13 protein-coding genes and 1 tRNA gene are annotated in these 20,578 nt (G+C 72.2%); 2 read left to right on the plus strand and 12 right to left on the minus strand.

Annotated features, from left to right (window positions below; translation table 11 throughout):
* Positions 1 to 39: 39 nt before the first annotated feature.
* From ACZ407_RS12400 to ACZ407_RS12430, 7 genes are all read right to left on the minus strand, one after another.
* Positions 40 to 1,740 (minus strand): FG-GAP repeat domain-containing protein, encoded by a 1,701-nt coding sequence (locus ACZ407_RS12400; protein WP_468128048.1) that lies wholly within the window; start codon positions 1,738 to 1,740, stop codon positions 40 to 42.
* Between the two features lie 352 nt (positions 1,741 to 2,092).
* Positions 2,093 to 3,817, minus strand: coding sequence for an FG-GAP repeat domain-containing protein (locus tag ACZ407_RS12405; protein ID WP_468127855.1), 1,725 nt, complete (start codon positions 3,815 to 3,817; stop codon positions 2,093 to 2,095).
* 266 nt (positions 3,818 to 4,083) lie between these two features.
* Positions 4,084 to 5,802, minus strand: coding sequence for an FG-GAP repeat domain-containing protein (locus ACZ407_RS12410; protein ID WP_468127856.1), 1,719 nt, complete (start codon positions 5,800 to 5,802; stop codon positions 4,084 to 4,086).
* 78 nt (positions 5,803 to 5,880) lie between these two features.
* Positions 5,881 to 7,602: an FG-GAP repeat domain-containing protein gene (locus ACZ407_RS12415; RefSeq protein WP_468127857.1), complete on the minus strand. Its 1,722-nt coding sequence runs from the start codon at positions 7,600 to 7,602 to the stop codon at positions 5,881 to 5,883.
* A gap of 145 nt (positions 7,603 to 7,747) precedes the next feature.
* On the minus strand, positions 7,748 to 9,478 hold the full coding sequence (locus ACZ407_RS12420; protein WP_468127859.1) for an FG-GAP repeat domain-containing protein: 1,731 nt from the start codon (positions 9,476 to 9,478) through the stop codon (positions 7,748 to 7,750).
* A gap of 343 nt (positions 9,479 to 9,821) precedes the next feature.
* Positions 9,822 to 10,499, minus strand: a complete 678-nt coding sequence (locus ACZ407_RS12425) for a TetR family transcriptional regulator (protein WP_468127860.1) — start codon at positions 10,497 to 10,499, stop codon at positions 9,822 to 9,824.
* Complete coding sequence (locus tag ACZ407_RS12430) at positions 10,496 to 11,476, minus strand: acyl-CoA desaturase (protein WP_468127862.1); 981 nt, start codon at positions 11,474 to 11,476, stop codon at positions 10,496 to 10,498. Before ACZ407_RS12430 ends, ACZ407_RS12425 begins: the two co-directional genes overlap by 4 nt.
* 304 nt (positions 11,477 to 11,780) lie before the next feature.
* On the opposite strand from ACZ407_RS12430, the gene ppc reads away from it, so the two are divergent.
* Positions 11,781 to 14,543, plus strand: a complete 2,763-nt coding sequence (gene ppc, locus ACZ407_RS12435; protein WP_468127864.1) for a phosphoenolpyruvate carboxylase — start codon at positions 11,781 to 11,783, stop codon at positions 14,541 to 14,543.
* 85 nt (positions 14,544 to 14,628) lie between these two features.
* Here the strand turns inward: ppc and pth are convergent, their stop codons facing one another.
* The 5 genes from pth to ACZ407_RS12460 all read right to left on the minus strand — a co-directional run bounded on the left by pth (position 14,629) and on the right by ACZ407_RS12460 (position 18,815).
* The gene (gene pth / locus ACZ407_RS12440) at positions 14,629 to 15,222 is read right to left on the minus strand and encodes an aminoacyl-tRNA hydrolase (protein ID WP_468127866.1); all 594 of its coding nucleotides are present in this window, start codon (positions 15,220 to 15,222) and stop codon (positions 14,629 to 14,631) included.
* Between the two features lie 87 nt (positions 15,223 to 15,309).
* Positions 15,310 to 15,894 carry a 50S ribosomal protein L25/general stress protein Ctc gene (locus ACZ407_RS12445; protein WP_468127868.1) on the minus strand — a complete coding sequence of 195 codons (585 nt, stop codon included), beginning with the start codon at positions 15,892 to 15,894 and terminating at the stop codon, positions 15,310 to 15,312.
* A 181-nt stretch (positions 15,895 to 16,075) separates the two neighbouring features.
* Positions 16,076 to 17,053: a ribose-phosphate diphosphokinase gene (locus ACZ407_RS12450; RefSeq protein ID WP_468127870.1), complete on the minus strand. Its 978-nt coding sequence runs from the start codon at positions 17,051 to 17,053 to the stop codon at positions 16,076 to 16,078.
* A gap of 125 nt (positions 17,054 to 17,178) precedes the next feature.
* The gene (gene glmU, locus ACZ407_RS12455; RefSeq protein ID WP_468127872.1) at positions 17,179 to 18,627 is read right to left on the minus strand and encodes a bifunctional UDP-N-acetylglucosamine diphosphorylase/glucosamine-1-phosphate N-acetyltransferase GlmU; all 1,449 of its coding nucleotides are present in this window, start codon (positions 18,625 to 18,627) and stop codon (positions 17,179 to 17,181) included.
* Between the two features lie 114 nt (positions 18,628 to 18,741).
* Positions 18,742 to 18,815, minus strand: a tRNA-Gln gene (locus ACZ407_RS12460).
* A 154-nt stretch (positions 18,816 to 18,969) separates the two neighbouring features.
* Between ACZ407_RS12460 and ACZ407_RS12465 the strand changes: the two genes are divergently transcribed.
* Positions 18,970 to 20,265 carry a sensor histidine kinase gene (locus ACZ407_RS12465; RefSeq protein WP_468127874.1) on the plus strand — a complete coding sequence of 432 codons (1,296 nt, stop codon included), beginning with the start codon at positions 18,970 to 18,972 and terminating at the stop codon, positions 20,263 to 20,265.
* Positions 20,266 to 20,578: the final 313 nt, after the last annotated feature.

The following is a 20,578-nucleotide window of genomic DNA, read 5'->3' on the forward strand; positions in this document are numbered from 1 at the left end:
CGGCAATCCGGTGACGGGGGCGCCGCTCGCGCCACGGGGTCAGTGCAGCGAGATGTACGCGTTCCAGCCCGAGCCGAGCAGCACGCGGGAGGACAGGGTCTTGGCCCCGCCCAGACCGGTGGCCGCGTAGCGGTACGCGTTGCCGCTGCGGTCCACGCCGATGAGGTCGGCGCGGCCGTCGCCCGTCATGTCGCCCGCGGAGGCGAGCTTGTTGTACGCGCCCCAGCCGGTGCCGATCTTCACGCGGGACTTGAACGGCGCCTTCGCGTTGCCGGTGCCCGCGTACAGGTACAGGCTGCCCGAGCCGGTGCGCGCGATCAGGTCGGCGCGGCCGTCGCCGGTGTAGTCGCCCGCCCCGACGAGGGCGTTGTAGCCGCCCCAGCCGGCGCCGACCTTGATGCGGCTCAGGAAGCCGGTGCCGCCGGTGCCGCGGTACAGGTACAGGTTGCCGGACTTGTCGCGGGCGAGGAGGTCGCCGATGCCGTCACCGCTGAGGTCGCCGGTGCCGGCCAGGGTGTTGAACGCGTCCCAGCCGCGGCCGATGAACTGGTCCCCGCGCCACAGCTGGCCCTCGTAGCGCCACAGGAAGCTGGCGTAGCCCTGGGTGCCGAGCGAGCTCGGGAAGTGGATCGACACCGGGCCGGACCAGCCGTTGGTGTCGCTGACCTGCTCGCGCTTGCCCAGCTTGCCGTTGGCGGCCGCCGCGTACTCGAACAGGGTGCCGCCGCCGGTGCGGCCGAGGATCTGGTACTTGCCGTGGGCGGGGATGCCGCCCTGGCCCGCGTACAGGCCGGTCCACTCCCAGCCGGTTCCCGACTTCTGGCGCGGGGCGAAGGTGCCGTTGCCCAGGGCCGCGTAGTAGTAGACCGAGCCGGACAGGTCGCGCGCGAGCAGGTCCACGGCGCCGTCGCCGTCGCGGTCGCCGGCGGCCAGGATCTGGTTGTAGATCCCCCAGCCGAAGCCCGCCTTGACGGCGGCGCGGAACGGGGCGGACCCGCGGCCCGTGCCCTTGTAGAAGAAGAGGTTGCCGTTCGGCGTGCGGGCCAGGAGGTCGGCGCGACCGTCCCGGTCGAGGTCGCCGGTGCCGACCAGCTGGTCGTACGCACCCCAGCCCGCGCCCACCTTCACGGGGGAGCGGAACGGCGCGTAGATGTTGCCGGTGCCCGCGTAGAGGTACAGCTCGCCGCTGTACTTCCGGGCCAGCAGGTCCGGACGGCCGTCGCCGGTCAGGTCGCCGGTCGCGGCCACCTTGTTGTAGATCTGCCAGCCGCCGCCGGACCAGGAGGCGTAGCCCGAGCTGGTGGGGTTGACGTCCTGGTAGAGCGACAGCTTGCCGGTGACGCTCAGGGTGAGCAGCTCCGGGCGGGTGCTGGCGTCGAGGTCGCCGAGCGGGATCACGTCCTTGAACGTCTCCTGCTCGTTGTCGCGGGTGAGCTCGAACTCCTGGTCCTCGCCCGTGCGCGTCTTCATCCAGTACGAGTTGCCGATCTGCCGGTACAGCAGGTCTTCCTGGCCGTCGCCGTTGACGTCGAACCGCGGCGCGGCGGCGGCGTTCGCGGCCAGGCCGTGGCGCTGCACGGGCAGCGACTCCACGGGGCGGGGCGCGGACGGCTCGGAGTGCTTGATCTCCGGCCGGGACGGCACGCCGGAGTCGGCCGCCGCGGTACCCGCGAGGGCCATGCCGGCGGTCAGGGCGAGGGCGGTGCAGGCCGCGATGCGGCCGAGGCGCTTGTGGCGCACGATGTTCAAGGTCCCCCCTGGGACGGAAGAAGTGCTGCGCGGGGACACGGGTTCGCGGGCTCGGGCGCGCGGAACCAAGGCGCGCGGAGCGGCGTCATCCCCCCCGGGATTTGTCCGTGCAGCGTACATCTGCAAAGTGGAGCGGCGGAAGTGGATAACCGTCAGTTCCTGTCACGATCCGGTCGCGCGCCCCGGCCTCGGCCACTGCGGCCCGGTCGGCCGGTGTGATCTTCCGTCCCCTCATGTCCCTGTTGCGTTGCTTCAGCACATCTGAGGGGGTGTCTGGGGGCTTGGGTGCGCCGGGTGCCCCGCCCCCTCCGGGGGAGGGAGCGGGGCACCCGGCCGCGTCCGGTCAGTACAGGTCCGGGTAGACCTGCCAGCCCGTGCCGATCTTGGCGCGGGCGGTGAGGCGGCCCGAGCCGTACGAGGTGTAGCGCCAGAGGGTGCCCGCGGAGTCCGAGGCCACCAGGTCGGCGCGGCTGTCGCCGGTCAGGTCGCCGGTGGCGACGAGGTTGCGGTAGATGCCGTAGCCGGTGCCGATCTTCACACGGGACGTGAAGGGGGCCGTGGCGCTGCCCGTGCCGGCGTACAGGTACAGCCCGCCGGAGCGGTCGCGCGCGATCAGGTCCGCCCGGCCGTCGCCGGTGAAGTCCCCCGCGCCGGTGAGCTTGTCGTACGCACCCCAGCCCGCGCCCACCTTGACCCGCGGGGCGAAGCCGGTGGCGGCGCCGTTGCCCCGGTACAGGTAGAGGACGCCGGAGCCGTCGCGGGCCAGCAGGTCGCCCTTGCCGTCGCCGGACAGGTCCCCGGGGCCGACGAGGGAGTTGTAGACGCCCCAGCCCGCGCCGATGTCCCGGCCGCGCAGGAACAGGTGGTTCTGGAAGACCTCCATGCTCTCCGCGTAGCTGTTCGCGTCGAGGGAGGAGGAGCGGATGTAGCGGAAGCCCTTCCAGTCGCCCACCGGGCTGATCCGGTTGCGGGCGCTCAGCGTGCCGTCGTTCTTCGACCAGTACCACCACAGGGTGCCCGGGGCGTCCCGGCCCACCAGGTCGCTGCGGTCGTACGCCGGCAGGCCGCCCTGCGCCCCCATCAGCAGGGCGTAGTTCCAGCCGGGGGAGGAGGTCACGCGCGGCTTGAAGCCGCCCGCGCCGTCCGCCTTGTAGAGGTACAGCCGGCCCGGCACGTCCCGGGCGATCAGATCCCCCCGGCCGTCGCCGTCGATGTCGTCCACACCGGCCAGCTGGTTGTAGACCTGGTAGCCGAAGCCGATCTGCCGGCGCTCCTTGAACGGGGCCGCGGCCACGCCCGTACCCGCGTACGAGAAGAGCCGGCCCGAGCCGTCCCGGGCCGCCAGGTCCGCCTTCCCGTCACCGTTCGTGTCGTTCAGCCCGACCAGCTGGTCGTACGCCTGCCAGCCCGCGCCGATCCGCACGCGGGCCCCGAACGGGTCCGCGGCCGAGCCCGTGCCCGGATACAGGTACAGCACCCCCTCCGGGGTGCGCGCCAGCAGGTCGGTCCGCCCGTCGCCGGTGAGGTCGCCCGGCGCGAGCACCTTGTTGTACGTCTGCCAGCCGCGCCCGGACCAGCTCGGCGTGTACGAAGTGCCGCTCCGGCCCGCCCCGTTGAAGAGGGCGAGGGTGCCGTCGGCGGTCAGGGCCAGCAGGTTGCTGCTGCCGTCCCGGTCGAGGTCGCCGACCGGGACCACGTCCTTGTACGCGAAGCTGCCGTCCGCGGTGGCCTGCCCGACGGCGTACTCGAAGTGCTCGTCCGCACCGCCCGGGTTCACGAAGTACTTGCCGTTGATGGCCTGGTAGAGCATGTCGGCGACCCCGTCGCCGTCCCCGTCGAAGCGCGGCGCGAGGGCGGCCGCCGCGGCGAGCCCGCTGCGGGCGCCGGCCGGCAGCACCGGGCCGGGGCGCCCGTCGGGCTGCGCGGTGGGCTGCTCGGGCCGCACCACCGGCCGCTCGGCCGCCGCGGCCGGCCCGGCCAACAGGGTTCCGGCGGCGAGGGCGGCGACGACGGTGCAGGCGGCGAGACGGACGGGGCGCTCGTGGCGCGCGTGGCGCGAACTGTTCAAGGTCCCCCCTGGGACGGAGAGCTGCACGGGGGCGACACGGAAGCGCGCGGGCCCGAAAACCCGCGCCGACGGCACAACTCGGCGTCATCCCCCCGGGACGTGTGTGTGCAGCGTATATCTGCTCCGCGAGGGGCAGAAGTGCTTCTCCGCCAGTTCCCGCGGAGCGCCCGCGGCAGGCGGTGCCCCCCCCGCGGGCACGGCGATGCCCCCGGCCCGCTGGGTGCGGGCCGGGGGCATTGTCGCGTGGTGACGGGAACGCGTGGGGGCTAGAAGAGGTTGCCGTAGATCTGGTAGCCGGTGCCGATCTTCGTGCGGGCGGTGAGCTTGCCGCTGCCGTACGAGGTGTAGCGCCAGAGGTTGCCGGAGCCGTCGGTGGCGACCAGGTCGGCACGGCTGTCGCCGTTCAGGTCGCCGGTCACGACGAGCTGGCGGTAGCCGCCGTAGCCGGTGCCGATCTTCACGCGGCCCGCGAACGGGGACTTCGCGTTGCCGGTGCCCGGGTACAGGTACAGGTTGCCGCGGCCGTCGCGGGCCACGAGGTCGGCGCGGCCGTCGCCGGTCATGTCCCCGGCACCGGTCAGCTTGTTGTAGCCGCCCCAGCCGGCGCCCACCTTGATGCGGCCCGAGAGCTTGTTCCCGAGCACCCGGTACAGGTAGAGGTTGCCCCCGCGGTCGCGGGCCAGCAGGTCGCCGCGGCCGTCGCCGTCCAGGTCCCCGGCGCCCGCGAGCGCGTTGTAGACGCCCCAGCCGGCACCCATGTCGTTGCGCTCCATGAACAGGTGGCCGTTCCAGACCTCCACCAGGTCACCGTCGCTGTCGTTGTCCAGCGAGGAGACGTAGGTGACGTTGGCGCCGAGCCAGCCGCCGGTCTTGCTGAGCTGCTGCCGCGCGCTCAGCGTGCCGTTGTTCTTGGAGTAGTACCACCACAGCGTGCCCGCGCCGTCCCGGCCGACCAGGTCGTTGCGCCCGAAGCCCGGGACCGCGCCCTGGGCCGCGAAGTTGGTGGAAACGTTCCAGCGGGCGCCCGCGTAGGTGCGCGCCTTGAAACCGCCCTGGCCGTCCGCGTGGTACAGGTACGCCGAGCCGCCGACCGTGCGGGCCATCAGGTCGCCCAGGCCGTCGCCGTTGCGGTCGTCCACGCCGACGAGCTGGTTGTACGCCTGGTAGCCGTAGCCGACCTTCTTGCGGTTCCCGAAGGGCGCGTTGGCGTTGCCCGTGCCCGGGTACCGGTACAGGTCCCCGCCGGGGGTGCGGACCACGAGGTCGGCCTTGCCGTCCCCGTTGGTGTCGCCCGCGCCCACGAGCTGGTCGAAGGCCTGCCAGCCGGCGCCGACCTTGACCCGGAACGGGAACGGCTTCGAGGCGTTGCCGGTGCCCTTGTACAGGTACAGCACGCCGGAGTGGGTGCGCGCCAGCAGGTCGGTCCTGCCGTCGCCGGTCAGGTCGCCGGGCGCGATGATCTTGTTGTACATCGTCCAGCCGCGGCCCGACCAGCGGGCCGAGGTGGAGGTGCCGGTGCGGCTGGCGCCCGGGTAGAGCGTGAGGGCGCCGTCCGGGCTCAGCGTCAGCAGCTCGGTGTACTTGTCCGAGGTCAGGTTGCCGACCGGGATGACGTCCTTGTACTCGAAGTTCGCGGCCGGACGGCCCACCGAGTACGTGAACGGCGCGTTGCCGTTGCCCGGGTTGACGAAGTACTTGCCGTTGATGGCGCGGTAGAGCACGTCCGCCTTGCCGTCGCCGTCCGCGTCGAAGCGCGGGGCGGTACGGGAGGCGGCGGCGGCCGCGAAGGTGCCGCGCGGGGCGGAGACCTCCGGCAGCGGGCCGGGCAGCTCGACGGACCGCGGAGCGGCCTGCTCCGACGGCCCGCGGTCGTGCGGGGTGCCCGCGGCGGCCGCGGGGCCCGCGAGCAGGGTGCCGGCGGCCAGCGCCACGGCGGTGCAGGCCGCGATGCGGCCCAGCGTCTTGTGGTGCGTCTTCTGTGACACGAATATCCCCCTGAGGCTTCCCCCGAGAACACGAAGAGGTGCCCCTTCCCGGTTCCGGGTCGGGGCACCTCCGAAAAATTAGTACAGGTTCGCGTAGATCTGGTAACCCGTTCCGATCTTCACGCGCGCCTTCAGCTTGGCGTTGCCGTACGAGTCGTAGCGCCACAGGTTGCCCGCGGAGTCGGTCGCGAGCAGGTCCGCGCGGCCGTCCCCGGTGAGGTCGCCGGCCACCACGAGCTGCTTGTAGATGCCGTAGCCGGTGCCGACCTTGATGCGCGACTTGAAGGCGTAGCCGGCCTGCCCGGTGCCCGGGTAGACGTACAGGTCGCCGTTGGCGGCGCGGGCGATCAGGTCGCCGCGGCCGTCGCCGGTGAGGTCGCCGGCACCCGCGATCTTGTTGTAGCCGCCCCAGCCGGAGCCGACCTTGACGCGGGAGGAGAAGCCGGTGCCCGCGCCGTTGCCCTGGTACAGGTAGAGGACCCCGTACTTGTCGCGGGCCAGCAGGTCGCCCTTGCCGTCACCGGACACGTCGCCCGGGCCGACGAGGTGGTTGTAGATGTTCCAGCCGGAGCTCAGCGCCTTGCCGTTGACGTACAGCTTGCTGTTGTAGACCTCCACCAGGTCGCCGGCGTGCTTCTGGCCGAGGGCGGAGGCCAGGTAGAGGTTCGCGCCCTTCCAGCCGCCCACCTCGCTGATCCGCTTCCGGGCGCTCAGGGTGCCGTTGTTGTTGGAGTAGTACCAGTACAGCGTGCCCGCGGTGTCCCGGCCGATGAGGTCGGTGCGGCCGAAGTCCGGAACCCCGCCCTGCGCGGCGAACTGGGTGGCGGCGTTCCAGCCGGTCCCGCCCGCGATGCGGGCCTTGAACCCGCCCGTGCCGTCGGCCTTGTACAGGTAGACCTGGCCGGAGACGGTGCGCGCCAGCACGTCGCCGTTGCCGTCGCCGTCGGCGTCGTCGATGCCGACCAGCTGGTTGTAGATCCCGTAGCCGGTGCCGATCTGCTTGGCGGGCTTGAACGGCGCGGCCGCCTGGCCGGTGCCCAGGTAGGAGAAGAGGTTGCCGGTGGTGTCGCGGGTCACCAGGTCGGCGATCTTGTCGCCGTTGATGTCGTTGGTGCCGACCAGCTGGTCGTAGTACTGCCAGCCGCCGCCGATCTTCACCGCGGAGGTGAAGGGGGCGTTCAGGCGCCCGGTGCCCTGGTAGAGGTAGAGCACGCCCTCGGGGGTGCGCGCCAGCAGGTCCGTCCAGCCGTCACCGGTCAGGTCGCCGGGGGCGAGCACCTTGTTGTAGATCTGCCAGCCGCCACCGGACCAGGTCGGGTAGATGCCGGTGCCCAGGGTGCCCGAGCCCTCGAAGACCGACAGCCGTCCGTCGTTGGTCAGCGTCGCGAGGTCGGTGTAGCTCTGGGGATCGGTGCCGATCTTCCCCAGGGTGAGGACGTCCTTGTAGTCCACGTCGGCATTGCTGCCGATGGACACCGCGTACTCGGCGGCGCCGCTGCCGGGCTGGACGAAGTACTTGCCGCTGATCGCCCGGTAGAGCTGGTCCGCCTTGCCGTCGAAGTCGGGGTCGTAGCGCGGCGGCGCCGTCTCGCCCTGGGCCGCGAACGTGCCTCGGTGCAGCTGCTGCGGCAGCCCCAGGTCAGGGTGCGGGGCGTCCGGCGCCGTGCGCTCGAAGGCGCGGTGCGGCCGGTCTGCCGATCCGGTCGCCGAAGCCGGGCCGGCCAGCAGGGTGCCGGCGGCGAGGACGACGGCGGTGCAGGCCGCGATGCGGCCGAGGTGCGCGGGGCGCGAGGCGTTCAAGGTTCCCCCTGGGACAGAGACTGGAGCAGCGAACGGAGTGGAGCGAAAAACGGCAGCGCGGCGGTACGGCAGGTACGGGTCGAGTACGGGTCCGGGACGGGGCCCGGCCGGGGCAGGCCGGCGGGCCCCGTCCGCGGGATGCCGGTTACTTCACGCCCGGCTTCGGCCAGCTGCCGGTCAGCTTGACCGGGGCGGAGAGCAGGGCGGTGCCCGGCTTGCCCGTGGAGGTGACGCGGTACACGTCGGCGCCCTTCGCGGTCACGAGGTCCGCGCGGCCGTCGCCGTTGATGTCGCCCGGGGCCGCCAGGTGGCCGGTCCAGTTCGAGGCGATCTGCACGCGCGCGGCGAACGGCGCTTCGGCCTTGCCGGTGCCCGCGTACAGGAAGAGGCGGTTGGAGGTGTCCACCGCGACCAGGTCGGGGCGCCCGTCCCCGGTGAGGTCGCCGGAGCCGGCGATGGACCGGTAGATCTGCCAGCCCTTGCCCACGGTCACGATCTTCGTCATGTGGGCGCCGGTGCCGTCGCCCTGGAACAGGGTCAGTGCGCCCTCCCAGACCTGGAGCAGGTCGCCCTTGCCGTCGCCGGTCAGGTCGCCCACGCCGAGGTCGCGGCCGCTGGCGAACATCTCGCCGCCCTCGCCGGGGTGCGAGATGGACCCGTTGCCCAGGGTGGCGTTCACGAGGAAGTCGTTGTCGATGAGCGCGTGCGGGCGGTTGGCGTCGTCGAGGCCGGTGACGAGGGCGGTGAAGCCCATGCCGTCCGCGTGCCCGCCGATGTCCGAGGCCTCGGCCGGCAGGAACTCGCCGTTGGCCAGCGCCCGGTACGTGTACAGCGTGGTGTTGCGGTAGTCCTCCTCGACGGTGTCGACCGCGTACGCCACCGCGCCCTTGCCGTAGTCCGGCACCCCGCCCTGGCCCGCGAACAGGTTCAGGTACTCGGTCCCGTTCGCCAGCTCGCTGCGGGCGCCGAAGAGGCCGCCGCCCTTGGACGGGTACAGGTACATCTGCCCGGAGTGGGTGCGGCCCGCGATGTCGGCGCGGCCGTCGCCGGTCACGTCGTCGAGCGCGGTGACCTGGTTGTAGATGTTCCAGCCGGCGCCGACCTTGAGCCGCGGCTTGTACGGGGTGGCGGCGACGCCCGAGCCCTTGTACGAGTAGAGGTAGCCGGCCAGGTCCTTGGCCACCAGGTCGCCGAGGCCGTCCCCGTCCATGTCGCCCGTGCCGACGATCTGGTCGTAGATGTTCCAGCCGGTGCCGACCTTCACGCGCGGCTCGAACGGCTTCACCGACAGCTGGCCCGTGCCCTTGTACAGGTACAGGTCGCCGGACGGGGTGCGCGCCAGCAGGTCGGGGCGGCCGTCCTTGGTGAGGTCGCCGGGGGAGACCACCTTGTTGTAGATCTGCCAGCCGTTGCCGGACCAGGTGGCCGCGCCGGTGCCGGAGGGACCGTTGCCGGAGACCAGCGAGAGGCGGCCCGAGGCGGTCAGGGTCAGCAGCTCCGGGTTGGCGTCCCCGCCGAGCTGGCCCACCGGGATGACGTCCTTGTACCCGGGAGCGGCGGAGCCTGCGATCTGGAACTCGCGCTCCTCGCTGTCGTCGCCCGGCAGCACGGCCAGCGAGCCGTCCACGTACCGGTACAGCATCTCGTTCTTGCCGTCGGCGTCGAAGTCCAACCGCGGCTTGGCCTTGACGAGGGCGTACGAGGAGGGCTGGGCGCCCTGCTGCGGCCGCGTGAACTCGGGCTGCGGCAGGCTGCGGCCCGCGGTGGGGGCGGCGGCGGCCGGAACCGCCGACAGCAGGGTGCCGGCGGCGAGGGCGACGGCGGTGCAGGCGGCGACACGGCCCAGGCCGCGGCGCGTGGCACGGGTGGAGTGCAAGATCCCCCCAGGGAAATCGGTTCTCGGTGGGGGAGTGCCGTGTGTCGGCAGGTTTCCGCGCGTGGCGTCAGCGCGAAAGAGGAGTCCCCCGGAATGTAAGGGGAGGCTATCCGGCCGCCTCCGAAAAAAAGAAGATCAGCCCCGTACAACCTTTCGGCAGCTCGGGCATCGGGGAAGCGGAGCCAGCCCCGGCGGCGCCCGGCACCCGCCCCGGCGGCGCCCGGCACCCGCCTCGGCAGCGCCCGGCACCCGCCTCGGCGGCGCACGGAAACCGCCGGAGGCCCGGACGGGCACCCCGTCCGGGCCTCCGGCCGCACCCCCTGCGCAGGGAGCACGGCCGTCCTCAGTTCTTGCGGTGCCCCACCAGCCGCGGCTTCGCCTCCAGGCCGTCCAGCCCGTGCCAGGCCAGGTTCACCAGGTGCGCCGCCACCTCGGCCTTCTTCGGGCGCCGCGTCTCCAGCCACCACTGGCCGGTCAGCGCGACCATCCCCACCAGCGCCTGCGCGTACAGCGGGGCCAGCTTCGGGTCGAAGCCCCGGGCCTTGAACTCCAGCCCCAGGATGTCCTCGACCTGCGTGGCGATATCGCTGATCAGGGAGGCGAAAGTGCCCGTGGACTGGGCCACCGGGGAATCCCGTACGAGGATCCGGAACCCGTCCGTGTAGTTCTCGATGTAGTCCAGCAGCGCGAACGCAGCCTGCTCCAGGAGCTCGCGGGGATGCCCCGCGGTCAGCGCCCCCGTCACCCCGTCCAGCAGCTGGCGCATCTCCCGGTCGACCACGACCGCGTAGAGCCCCTCCTTGCCGCCGAAGTGCTCGTACACCACCGGCTTCGAGACCCCGGCCTTCGCCGCGATCTCCTCCACCGACGTGCCCTCGAAGCCCTTCTCCGCGAACAGCGTGCGACCGATGTCGAGCAACTGCTGGCGCCGCTCCGCGCCCGTCATGCGGACCCGGCGGCCGCGCCGGGGCTTGTCACTGCCGATATTGCTGCTGCCGTCGATCGCCACGTCACCCATCATGCCGCGTTCGCGGCTTTCTCCTTGCGCCGGGCGTCGATCCGCGCGCCCGAGGGCCACCGCACGTCCGAGGCCCAGCCCGCCAGCTCGAACCAGCGGATCAGCCGGGCGCTCGAATCGATCTGGCCGCGCAGCACCCCGTGCCGGGCCGAGGTGGGGTCCGCGTGGTGCAGGTTGTGCCAGGACTCGCCGCAGGAGAGCACGGCCAGCCACCACACGTTGCCCGAGCGGTCGCGCGACTTGAACGGGCGCTTGCCCACCGCGTGGCAGATCGAGTTGATCGACCAGGTCACGTGGTGCAGCAGCGCCACGCGCACCAGCGAACCCCAGAAGAACGCCGTGAACGCGCCCCACCAGGACATCGTCACCAGACCGCCCACCAGCGGCGGGATCGCCAGCGACAGCATGGTCCAGAAGATGAAGTCGCGGCTGATCCGCCGGATCGCCGGGTCCTTGATCAGGTCCGGGGCGTACTTCTGCTGGTTCGTCTGCTCCTCGTCGAACAGCCAGCCGATGTGCGCCCACCACAGGCCCTTCAGCAGCGCGGGCAGGGTTTCCCCGAACCGCCACGGCGAATGCGGGTCGCCCTCGGCGTCCGAGAACTTGTGGTGCTTGCGGTGGTCCGCCACCCAGCGCACCAGCGGCCCCTCCACCGCCATCGACCCCGCGATCGCCAGGGCGATCCGCAGCGGCCGCTTCGCCTTGAAGGAGCCGTGCGTGAAGTAGCGGTGGAAGCCGATCGTGATCCCGTGGCAGGCCAGGAAGTACATGAACACCATCAGGCCCAGGTCCAGCCAGCTCACCCCCCAGCCCCACGCCAGCGGGACCGCCGCCAGCAGCGCCAGGAAGGGCACCGTGATGAAGAGCAGCAGCGCGATCTGTTCGACGGACCGCTTGCTCTCACCTCCCAGGGTGGCGGACACCGGCGCATTGCCGGCCCCGTCCGGGGTGTCTTCGAGCACGTCCGGGCTGATCGTCATGAGGTCCCCTGAGGGTGAGGGAATCGGCAGGCGCCGAGGCTACGGATCCGTAACCTACGGCATCGTAAGTATCTCAGCGGCGCCCCCTCCGGCAAAGGGACCCGTCCGCACCCCGAGACGTGCGACCGGTCCCCGAGCGGCGACACCTATCCTTGGACCCGTCGGACAGCGCGGTCCGCACGGGCAGCCCGGGGCTGCGCGCACACGGGGGCACCCCGGACACCCGTCCGGAGGGCCGCCGCAGCACGCCCGCACCGGACCCCACCTCCCAGTAGCGCTCGAAACACTGCAAGGAGCCGCACCTGTGAGCAGTGCCGACCAGACTCCCGCCAACCAGGGCACCGCCGCCCCGGCCCAGGCCGCGAACGCAGAGCTGCGCGCGGACATCCGCCGGCTCGGCGACCTCCTCGGCGAGACCCTCGTCCGCCAGGAGGGCCAGCACCTCCTCGACCTCGTCGAACAAGTGCGCGCCCTGACGCGCACCGATGGCGAGGCCGCCGCCGAACTGCTCGGCAACACCGACCTGGAGACCGCCGCCAAGCTGGTCCGCGCGTTCTCCACGTACTTCCACCTCGCCAACGTCACCGAGCAGGTGCACCGCGGCCGCGAGCTGCGCGCCCACCGCGCCGCCGAGGGCGGCCTGCTGGCCCGCACCGCCGACATGCTCAAGGACGCCGACCCCGAGCACCTGCGCGAGACGGTCAAGAACCTCAACGTCCGGCCGGTCTTCACCGCCCACCCCACCGAGGCGGCCCGCCGCAGCGTCCTCAACAAGCTGCGCCGCATCGCGGCCCTGCTGGAGGAGCCCGTCACCGGCGCCGGCGACCGCCGCCGGCACGACCTGCGCCTCGCCGAGAACATCGACCTCGTCTGGCAGACCGACGAACTGCGCGTGGCCCGCCCCGAGCCCGCCGACGAGGCCCGCAACGCCATCTACTACCTCGACGAGCTCCACGCCGGAGCCGTCGGCGACGTCCTGGAGGACCTCGCCGCCGAACTCCAGCGCGTCGGCGTGGAACTGCCGCCCGGCACCCGCCCGCTCACCTTCGGCACCTGGATCGGCGGCGACCGCGACGGCAACCCCAACGTCACCCCCGCCGTCACGCGCGAGGTCCTGATCCTCCAGCACGAGCACGGCATCACCGACGCCCTCGAACTCGTCGACTTCCTGCGCAGCCTGCTCTCCAACTCCATCCGCATCGCGGGCGCCACCGAGGAGCTCCTCGCCTCCCTCCAGGCCGACCTGGAGCGCCTCCCGGAGATCAGCCCCCGCTACAAGCGCCTCAACGCGGAAGAGCCGTACCGCCTGAAGGCCACCTGCATCCGGCAGAAGCTGCTCAACACCCGCGAGCGCCTCGCCAAGGGCACCCCCCACGAGGAGGGCCGCGACTACCTCGGCACCGCCGAGCTGCTCGCCGACCTCACCCTCATCCAGAGCTCCCTGCGCGAGCACCGCGGCGCCCTCTTCGCCGACGGCCGGATGGACCGCACCATCCGCACCCTCGCCGCCTTCGGCCTCCAGCTGGCCACCATGGACGTCCGCGAGCACGCCGACGCCCACCACCACGCCCTCGGCCAGCTGTTCGACCGCCTCGGCGAGGAGTCCTGGCGCTACGCCGACATGCCCCGCGAGTACCGGCAGAAGCTCCTCGCCAAGGAGCTCCGCTCCCGCCGCCCCCTCGCCCCCACCCCGCCGCCGCTCGACGCGGCCGGGCTCAAGACCCTCGGCGTCTTCGACACCATCAAGGACGCCTTCGAGAAGTTCGGCCCCGAGGTCATCGAGTCGTACATCATCTCGATGTGCCAGGGCGCCGACGACGTCTTCGCCGCCGCCCTCCTGGCCCGCGAGGCCGGACTCGTCGACCTCCACGCCGGCTGGGCCAAGATCGGCATCGTCCCGCTCCTGGAGACCACCGACGAGCTGCGCGCCGCCGACGTCATCCTCGACGACATGCTCGCCGACCCCTCCTACCGCCGCCTGGTCTCCCTGCGCGGCGACGTGCAGGAGGTCATGCTCGGCTACTCGGACTCCAGCAAGTTCGGCGGCATCACCACCAGCCAGTGGGAGATCCACCGCGCCCAGCGCCGGCTGCGCGACGTGGCCCACCGCTACGGGGTCCGGCTCCGCCTGTTCCACGGCCGCGGCGGCACCGTCGGCCGCGGCGGCGGCCCCTCCCACGACGCGATCCTCGCCCAGCCCTGGGGCACCCTCGAAGGCGAGATCAAGGTCACCGAGCAGGGCGAGGTCATCTCCGACAAGTACCTCGTCCCCTCGCTGGCCCGCGAGAACCTCGAACTGACCGTCGCGGCCACCCTGCAGGCCTCCGCCCTGCACACCGCGCCCCGCCAGTCCGACGAGTCCCTGGCCCGCTGGGACGCGGCCATGGACATCGTGTCCGACGCCGCGCACGCCGCCTACCGCCGCCTGGTCGAGGACCCGGACCTGCCCGCGTACTTCTTCGCGGCCACGCCCGTGGACCAGCTCGCCGAGCTGCACCTCGGCTCCCGGCCCTCCCGCCGCCCCGACTCGGGCGCCGGCCTCGACGGGCTCCGCGCCATCCCGTGGGTGTTCGGCTGGACCCAGTCCCGGCAGATCGTCCCCGGCTGGTTCGGCGTCGGCTCCGGCCTCAAGGCCCTGCGCGAGGCCGGCCAGGACGAGGTCCTCGCCGAGATGGGCGGCCGCTGGCACTTCTTCCGCAACTTCCTCTCCAACGTCGAGATGACGCTGGCCAAGACGGACCTGCGGATCGCCCGCCACTACGTGGACACCCTCGTACCCGAAGAGCTCAAGCACGTCTTCGCGACCATCGAGGCCGAGCACGCGCTCACCGTCCGCGAGGTCCTGCGCATCACCGGCGGCGAGAAGCTCCTCGACTCGCAGCCCGTGCTCCAGCAGACCTTCGCCGTCCGCGACGCCTACCTGGACCCGATCTCCTACCTCCAGGTCTCCCTGCTGGCCCGCCAGCGCGCGGCCGCCGCCCGCGGGGAGGAACCCGACCCGCTGCTCTCCCGCGCCCTGCTGCTCACCGTCAACGGTGTCGCCGCGGGCCTGCGCAACACCGGCTGACCCTCCGGAAGCACGCGAAGGGCCCCCGCACCGGCACGGTGCGGGGGCCCTTCGGCGTACTCGTGAGCCGCCTGCGCCCTCGGGATCAGGAGTTGTACGAGGACTGCGCCCGCTCCAGGCCCTCCAGGACCAGGCACTCCACCGCGTCCGCGGACCGGTCCACGAACCAGTCCAGCTCCTTGCGCTCCGTGGACGAGAAGTCCTTCAGCACGAAGTCCGCGACCTGCATCCGGCCCGGCGGACGCCCGATCCCGCACCGCACCCGGTGGTAGTCCGCGCCCATCGACTTCGTCATCGACTTCAGGCCGTTGTGCCCGTTGTCCCCGCCGCCCAGCTTCAGCCGCAGGGTCGCGTAGTCGATGTCCAGCTCGTCGTGGACCGCGATGATCCGCTCGACCGGCACCTTGTAGAAGTCCCGCAGCGCCGTCACCGGACCGCCCGACAGGTTCATGTACGACATCGGCTTCGCCAGCACCACGCGGCGGTTCGCCGGTCCCGGCGGGCCGATCCGGCCCTCCAGCACCTGCGCCCGCGCCTTGTGCGCCTTGAACTTGCCGCCCATCCGCTCGGCCAGCAGGTCCACCACCATGAAGCCGATGTTGTGGCGATTGCCCGCGTACTCGCCGCCCGGATTGCCCAGGCCCACGACCAGCCAGGGAGTCGTCGCGTCGTCCGCCATCTGAAAAGCTCCTTCAATGAGACGACCGCCGTGCCGCTCCGGAGAGCTGCACGGCGGTCGGTCGGCTCAGGCCGGTGGGGCAGAGGCTCAGGCCTCCGCGCCCTCCTCGGCCTCGGCGGCCGGCTCCTCGGCCTGCGCGGCCAGGACCTGCAGGACGACGGCGTCGGCGTCGGTCACCAGGGAGACGCCGGCGGGCAGGGTGATGTCCTTGGCGTGGACGGAGGCACCGGCCTCCAGGCCCTCGACCGAGACGGTGATGTTCTCGGGCAGGTGGGTGGCCTCGGCCTCGACCGCGACGGTGCTGAGGACGTGCTCCAGCAGGTTGCCGCCGGCGGCCAGGTCGCCCTCGGCGACGACCGGAACCTCGACGGTGACCTTCTCGCCCTTCTTGACGATCAGGAAGTCGACGTGGTTGATGACCGGCTTCAGCGGGTGGCGCTGGACGGCCTTCGGGAGGACCAGCTCGGTGCCCTCGCCCGCGATGTCCAGGGAGATCAGGACGTTCGGGGTCTTCAGGGCCATCATCAGGCCGTGGGCCTCGACGTTGACGTGGCGCGGCTCCTGGCCGTGGCCGTAGATGACCGCGGGGGTCTGGGCGGCGCGACGGGCCTGGCGGGCGGAGCCCTTGCCGAAGGTGGTGCGGGTCTCGGCGGAAAGCTTGACCTCGGACATGCTCACTCCTCGTGGGGTGACGGAACGGACAGGGTCACCCGGCCACCAAACGGCCTGCTACGAAGAGCGCGTCGATAACGGAGCCCCGCACATGAGTGCGGCCTCCCTCGCCGAGCAACTTCATGAGTCTACCCGGCGGGGAGGCCGCACCTCAAAACGATCTAGCGGACCGTTTCCGCGACTACTGCTGCTCCTCGAACAGCGAGGTCACGGAGCCGTCCTCGAACACCTCGCGGACCGCGCGGGCGATCGTCGGCGCGATCGACAGCACCGTGATCTTGTCCAGCTCCAGGTCCGAGGGGTCCGGCAGCGTGTTCGTGAACACGAACTCGCTCACCTTCGAGTTCTTCAGGCGGTCCGCGGCGGGGCCCGACAGGATGCCGTGCGTCGCCGTCACGATCACGTCCTCCGCGCCGTGCGCGAACAGGGCCTCGGCCGCGGCGCAGATCGTGCCACCGGTGTCGATCATGTCGTCGACCAGGACGCAGACCCGGCCCTCGACCTCGCCGACGACCTCGTGGACGGTCACCTGGTTGGCGACGTCCTTGTCGCGGCGCTTGTGCACGATCGCCAGCGGCGCGTCCAGGCGGTCGCACCAGCGGTCGGCCACGCGCACGCGGCCGGCGTCCGGGGAGACGATGGTCAGCTTGGTGCGGTCCACCTTCGCGCCCACGTAGTCCGCGAGGACCGGCAGGGCCGACAGGTGGTCCACCGGGCCGTCGAAGAAGCCCTGGATCTGGTCCGTGTGCAGGTCCACCGTCAGGATGCGGTCCGCGCCCGCGGTCTTCAGCAGGTCGGCCACCAGGCGGGCCGAGATCGGCTCGCGGCCCTTGTGCTTCTTGTCCTGGCGGGCGTAGCCGTAGGACGGGATGATCACGGTGATCGAGCGGGCCGACGCGCGCTTCAGCGCGTCGATCATGATGAGCTGCTCCATGATCCACTTGTTGATCGGAGCCGTGTGGCTCTGGATCAGGAAGCAGTCCGCGCCGCGCGCCGACTCCTGGAAGCGGACGTAGATCTCACCGTTGGCGAAGTCGAAAGCCTTGGTCGGCACGAGGCCGACACCCAGCTGGTGCGCGACCTCCTCGGCCAGCTCGGGGTGGGCGCGGCCGGAGAAGAGCATCAGCTTCTTCTCGCCGGTCGTCTTGATCCCGGTCACAGCACTGTCTCCTCAGACGTGTTGATTGCTGCTGCGCCCCCGTGCGCGTCCGTCCCGCGCACGGTGAGCCAGCCGAATTGCGTGCACCTATCACGGTACGCCGTCCACGGCGTACCTGTTTCCGGTCAGACTTCGCCGGCGGCAGGCTGGACCGCCGACTGGGCCGCCTGTGCGGCGGCGCTTCCCGGACGCTTGCGGGCCACCCAGCCCTCGATATTCCGCTGCTGGCCGCGGGCCACGGCCAGGGCGCCCGCCGGGACGTCCTTCGTGATCACGGAGCCGGCGGCCGTGTAGGCGCCGTCCCCGATGGTGACGGGTGCCACAAACATGTTGTCCGAACCGGTGCGGCAGTGCGAGCCGACGGTGGTGTGGTGCTTGTGCTCGCCGTCGTAGTTCACGAAGACGCTGGCGGCGCCGATGTTCGAGTACTCGCCGATCGTGGCGTCGCCCACGTACGACAGGTGGGGGACCTTCGAGCCCTCGCCGACCGTCGCGTTCTTCATCTCCACGTACGCGCCGGCCTTGGACTTCGCGCCGAGGTTCGTGCCCGGGCGCAGGTAGGCGAAGGGGCCCACGTTCGCGGCCTCGCCGATCACGGCGCGGTCCGCGACCGTGTTGTCCACGCGCGCCCGCGGGCCCACCGCGGTGTCCGTGAGCCGGGTGTTCGGGCCGACCTCGGCCCCCTCGGCGATGCTCGTCGCGCCCAGCAGCTGGGTCCCCGGGTGGACGACGGCGTCCTGCCCGAAGACCACCGTCACGTCCACGAAGGTGGAGGCCGGGTCCACGACGGTCACGCCGGCCAGCATCGCCTGCTCCAGCAGCCGCGCGTTCAGCAGGGCGCGGGCCTCGGCGAGCTGCACGCGGTTGTTGATGCCCAGGATCTCCCGGTGGTCCCCGCCGACCGAGGCGCCCACCCGGTGGCCGGCCTCGCGCAGGATGCCGAGCACGTCCGTCAAGTACTCCTCGCCCTGGCTGTTGTCCGTACGGACCTTGCCCAGGGCGTCGGCCAGCAGGGCCCCGTCGAAGGCGAAGACGCCCGAGTTGATCTCCCGGACGGCGCGCTGCGCCTCGGTGGCGTCCTTGTGCTCGACGATCGCGGTGACGGCGCCGGTGGCCTCGTCGCGGATGATCCGGCCGTAGCCGGTGGAGTCCGGCACCTCGGCGGTCAGCACGGTGACGGCGTTGCCGTCGGCCTCGTGGGTGGCGGTGAGCTGCCGCAGGGTGGCGCCGGTCAGCAGCGGGGTGTCCCCGCAGACCACGACGACGGTCCCCTCGACGGAGCCCCCCAGCTCTTCGAGGGCCATGCGGACGGCGTGGCCGGTGCCGTTCTGCTCGTACTGGACGGCGGTGCGCACCTCGGCGTCGATCTGCGCGAGGTGGCCGGCGACCTGCTCGCGGGCGTGCCCCACGACGACGACGAGGTGCTGCGGCTCCAGCTCACGGGAGGCCGCGACGACGTGTCCGACGAGCGAACGCCCGCAGATCTCGTGGAGGACCTTGGGGGTGGCCGACTTCATGCGGGTGCCCTCACCCGCTGCGAGTACGACGACGGCTGCCGGGCGGTTGGCGCTCACGGGTGTGCCCTTCGGCTTCGGGGGTGGACCACCGAAGGATACCGGGGGGTCGGGGCGCCGGAACGAGCACGGGTCCCGACCGTGACGGCCGGGACCCGTGCTCGAATATGTGTTTGGCTCCCGGAGAAGGATTCGAACCCTCATTCAACGGACCAAAACCGTTTGTCCTGCCCTTAGACGATCCGGGATGGATTGTCGCGCACGCCCGGATCCGAAGATCAGATGCGGATGCAGCCCCTACTATGCCGCACCACCCGCCCCGGATGCGACGGTCTCCCCCCGGCGTTCCGACGTGCTGAATGGGCGAGAGGGGGAAGGAGGGCCGACCGTAGGGTGGGTGTTATGACCAGTACGGGGGATCAGCAGGCCGGGGCCGGGCGGGACGGGCCCCTGTGGTGGGAGCGGCGGCGGGCCGCCGTGCTCGACATCGCGCTCGGCGGGGTGTCCTCGCTGGAGTGCGCGTTCGAAGGGGTGCCGTTCGCGCGGGACGCCGGGCTGCCCGTGGTGCTCGGGGTGCTGTTCGGGCTGGTCGTGGGGGCGACCCTGGTCCTGCGGCGGCGCTGGCCCGCGGCCGTCGTGCTCGTGGGCATCGCCGTGACCCCGGCGGTCATGGGCTTCCTGCTGGCGCTCGTCGGCCTCTACACCCTGGCCGCCTCCGAGGTGCCCCGGCGGATCACCGCCGTGCTCGCCTCGATGTCGCTGGCCGGCACCTTCGTCGTCACGTACGTCCGGACCACCGGGGACCTGGCCGGGGAACGGTCCTGGGTGGCCGTGCTCTCGGTATTCATGGCGGTGGCCCTGACCGTCCCGCCCGTCCTGCTCGGCCTGTACATAGGGGCGCGGCGGCGGCTGATGGAGAGCCTGCAGGAACGCGCGGACTCGCTGGAGCGGGAGCTGTCCCTGCTGGCGGACCGGGCCGAGGAGCGGGCCGAATGGGCCCGTACGGAGGAACGCACGCGGATCGCGCGGGAGATGCACGACGTCGTGGCGCACCGGGTGAGCCTGATGGTGGTGCACGCGGCGGCCCTGGAGGCGGTGGCCGTGAAGGACCCGGCGAAGGCCGTGAAGAACGCGGCGCTCGTCGGGGACATGGGCCGGCAGGCCCTCACCGAACTGCGGGAGATGCTCGGCGTGCTGCGCGCGGGCGAGCCGAGGGCGGCCGCGGCCGCGGCCGTGCGGCCGGTGGCGGTGGCGGTGGCGGCGGGGCCCGCGGAGGACGGCGGGCCCGGGCCGGCGCTGCACGAGATCGAGGCGCTGGTGGGGCAGTCCCGGGTCGCCGGGATGGCGGTGGAGCTCGACGTGCAGGGGGAGGTGCGCGGGTATGCGGCGGAGGTGGAGCAGACGGCGTACCGGGTGGTGCAGGAGGCGCTGACCAACTGCCACAAGCATGCGCCGGGGGCGCGGGTGCGGGTGCGGCTCGCGCACCGGGGGGACGAGTTCGCGATGCAGGTGGAGAACGGGCCGTCCGACGGGCAGGCGGCCGGGGCGGGCCTGCCCAGCGGGGGCAACGGGCTGCTCGGCATGCGGGAGCGGGTCCTCGCCCTCGGCGGCGTCTTCGTCTCCGGCCCGACGGACCGGGGCGGCTTCCGCGTCTCCGCCATCCTCCCCGACCGGACCCCACCCCCACCCGCCCCCTGACCGGGGCTCCGCGCCTCAAGCGCCGGCGGGGCTTGGGTTGGGGGCTCCGCCCCCGGGCCCCCGCGCCTCAATCGCCGGCGGGGCTTGATCTTGCTCCGCAGGGTCCGGTTGCGCCGGGCACCATCCAGCCTCGCGGGGCACATTCCAGCCTCGCCGGCGTTTGAGGCGCGGGGTCTGGGGCGGAGCCCCAGTTCGGGAAGGGGCGGGTAGGGGAAAGCCCCGCAGGGTCACAGCCCGGCCCTTCGGGGGCTCCGCCCCCGCACCCCCGCGCCTCAATCGCCGGCGAGGCTTGATGGGGCCCCGCGCCTCAAGC

It is taken from the genome of Streptomyces sp. NPDC030809 (assembly GCF_055572195.1).

Excerpts from the sequence above, each read along its gene's own strand:
- ACZ407_RS12425 (WP_468127860.1), bottom strand. The coding sequence starts at position 10,499 with ATGATGGGTGACGTGGCGATCGACGGCAGCAGCAATATCGGCAGTGAC.
- ACZ407_RS12430 (WP_468127862.1), bottom strand. The coding sequence starts at position 11,476 with ATGACGATCAGCCCGGACGTGCTCGAAGACACCCCGGACGGGGCCGGC.
- pth (WP_468127866.1), bottom strand. The coding sequence starts at position 15,222 with ATGGCGGACGACGCGACGACTCCCTGGCTGGTCGTGGGCCTGGGCAAT.
- ACZ407_RS12445 (WP_468127868.1), bottom strand. The coding sequence starts at position 15,894 with ATGTCCGAGGTCAAGCTTTCCGCCGAGACCCGCACCACCTTCGGCAAG.
- ACZ407_RS12465 (WP_468127874.1), top strand. The coding sequence starts at position 18,970 with ATGACCAGTACGGGGGATCAGCAGGCCGGGGCCGGGCGGGACGGGCCC.